A 3,130-nucleotide genomic window follows, 5' to 3' on the forward strand; every position below is an offset into this window, starting at 1 on the left:
CTTTGCCGGGGAGGTGTGGGTGAGCGGGGAGCTGGATCTCAAGGGGTACCCCCGGGAGAATCCGCATCCGGTGAACGAAGCCCGGGATCTGTGCTACATCCTCTATACCTCCGGCTCCACCGGCCAGCCCAAAGGGGTGATGGTCGAACACCGGAATGTGGTCCGCCTCTTGTTCAACGACCGCAACCGCTTTGATTTCAGCGGGGAAGACGTGTGGACGCTGTTTCATTCCCCCTGTTTTGACTTTTCCGTGTGGGAAATCTACGGAGCGCTATTGAATGGCGGTTGCCTGGTGATGGTGGAGACGGCGACAACCCGGGATCCGGAAGCGTTTGCGGATCTGTTGGCCCGGGAAGGAGTGACCGTGCTGAACCAGACACCGACAGCCTTTTACCAGCTGGCCCGGGAAGTGAAAAGGCGTCCCCGGGAGCTGTCGGTGCGCCAGGTGATCTTTGGGGGGGAGGCTCTGGCCCCGATGCAGTTGGCAGGTTGGAAGGAGCAGTATCCAAACTGCCGTCTGATCAATATGTACGGGATCACGGAGACGACGGTGCACGTCACATACAAGGAGATCACGGAGCGGGAAATCCGTACGAATGTGAGCAACATCGGGGGCCCGATCCCGACCTTGAAGGTGTATGTGCTGGATGAGAACCGGAAACCGGTTCCGATCGGGGTTCCGGGGGAGATGTATGTGAGCGGTGCGGGGGTGGCCCGTGGTTATCTGAACCGCCCGGAATTGACGGCGGAGCGGTTTATGGAGGACCCCTTTGAGCCGGGGGCACGGATGTACCGGAGCGGGGATTTGGCCCGGTGGTCGCCGGAGGGGGAGCTGGAGTACCTGGGGCGGATCGATGATCAGGTGAAGATCCGGGGGCACCGCATCGAACTGGGAGAGATCGAGGCATCTCTCCTGAAACACCCGTCAGTGCGGGAAGTGGTGTTGACTGCCCAACAGGAAGAGAATGAAGAGGCGGAGCTGGTTGCTTACGTGGTACCGGAGGAGGATGAGTGGGATCTCCAGGAGTGTAGGAGTCATTTGGCTGATTTGCTCCCTGGTTATATGCTCCCTTCTCATTTCATTTCGTTAAAGTCGATTCCATTAACGTCCAATGGGAAAGTCGACAGAAAAGCCTTGCCAAAACCGAGCGAAATATCCGGATCTTCGCGACCCAAAGGTAAATCCCGTATGTACAAAGGGCCGGAAAATCGGACTGAAGAACGATTGCTTCAACTTTTTAAAGAAGTACTTGGGGTCTCTGACATGGGTTGCACTGACAATTTTTTTGAATGGGGAGGGCATTCGCTTAAAGCGACAGTCTTGACTTCCCGTATTCACCGGGATTTGGGTGTCCGAATTCCCGTCCGTGAAGTCTTTTCTTCCCCGGATGTTCAAACATTGGCGACGATTGTCAAAAAATATCGGGGCGAGTCTGACGTTCCGATTCCCCGGGTGGAAAAGAAATCATTTTATCCGGTTTCATCCACGCAGAAACGGATGTATATGGTGCAGAAACTGAGTGAGCAAGGATCGGGAACAGGTTACAACCTGCCGGTGGCGATTCGTTTGACGGGAGAGTTAAAGGTGGAACATCTGGAGGATGTTCTTCAACGATTGGTTGATCGACACGAAGCCTTGCGCACTTCATTTACGATGTCTGATGGGGAATTGGTGCAAGTGGTTCACGATCATCCGGATTGGAGCATGACGCGGCTGGATTGGCGTGGACGGGAATCTGTGGAATTATCGGAGCTCATCCAGCCATTTGATCTGGAACGTGCCCCGTTATTTCGGGCGACACTCATTCAAGAAGAAGAAAATGTACACACGTTGATGTTGGACATGCACCATGTGATTTCCGATGGTATATCCATTCAAATTCTGTTGGATGAACTGACACGCATGTACCGGGGGGAAACGCTTCCGAAACCGCATATCCAGTACAAGGATGCCGCTGTGTGGCAAAATCGGATTTTTAACAGTCACGAGATACAGGTTCAAGAATCTTTCTGGATAGAACAATTCTCCAAGGATTTATCTCCATTACAGTTGCCAACGGATCGTCCCCGCCCGGCTTCCCAACAGTTTGATGGGGACCTTTTCCATGCGAAAGTGAAAAGCGGGATATTGAAAAAGTTGAGGGAGTTGTCTGCTGAAGAAGAAGTTACACTCTATATGGTTTTATTTGCGGCCTATCGCATTCTCCTGTATCGGTATTCCGGGCAAAAGGATATTGTAGTCGGGTCACCCGTCGCAGGCAGATCCCATGCTGACTTGGAACGGGTGGTCGGGATGTTTGTAAATACGCTTGCCCTTCGATACGAATTGAACCCGAACCAAACCTTCCGTTCACTGATCCGGAATATAAGAGAGCATTTTCTTGATGCTTATGAGCATGCCGACTATCCTTTTGAGGCTCTGGTTGAAAAATTGGCCCTTGATCGTGACTTGAGCCGTCATCCTTTGTTTGACACCATCTTTGTCATGCAAAATATCGAAGCAGCCAAAATGGACTGGCCCGATCTGGTTGTGGAACCGGTGGACTGGAATTGGAAAAATGCGCGTGTGGACTTAACTTTTTCAGTCGCCGATCAGGGAGATGAGTTGCGCCTGTCCGTTGAATACAACACATCTCTCTTTAATCGATCCACCATTCAAAGAATGACCGAAAACTTCATTTGTTTGTTGCAGGAATTAATGGATCATTTGGATCGCCCGTTGACAGAGGTGGCTGGATTATCGGAGGAAGAGAGACAACTTTTGCACACCTTCAACGACACCCGGGTGTCGTATCCGAAGGATGCGACCCTGGTCTCGCTGTTTGAGGAACAGGCGGCCCGTCAGGGGGACCGGGTGGCAGTGAAAAGGGGAGAGAGGGTTCTCACCTACCGGGAGTTGAACGAAGAGGCCAACCGGCTGGCCCATGCCCTGCGGGAGCGGGGATTGGCCCGGGAAGAGGTGGTGGGACTTCACTTCGACCGGACCCCGGAGATGGTCATCGCCCTGTTGGCGGTGCTGAAAGCGGGGGGTGCCTACCTGCCGGTCGATCCCACCTATCCGGAGGAGAGAAAAAGCTTCATGCTCACCGACGGCGGCGTCCGGTTTCTGCTGGCGGAGAGCCGGGAGAAC

Annotated in this window: 1 protein-coding gene; it reads left to right on the top strand. The window is 53.4% G+C overall.

All coding sequences use genetic code 11. The features are described 5' to 3' along the window. Nucleotides 1-19: 19 nt before the first annotated feature. Nucleotides 20-3,130: non-ribosomal peptide synthetase (locus IEV46_RS17650; protein WP_188433905.1), on the top strand; the 3,111-nt coding region annotated here is incomplete at its 3' end.

Origin of the sequence: Kroppenstedtia guangzhouensis (genome assembly GCF_014637345.1) — a bacterium.
Taxonomy (GTDB): domain Bacteria; phylum Bacillota; class Bacilli; order Thermoactinomycetales; family DSM-45169; genus Kroppenstedtia; species Kroppenstedtia guangzhouensis.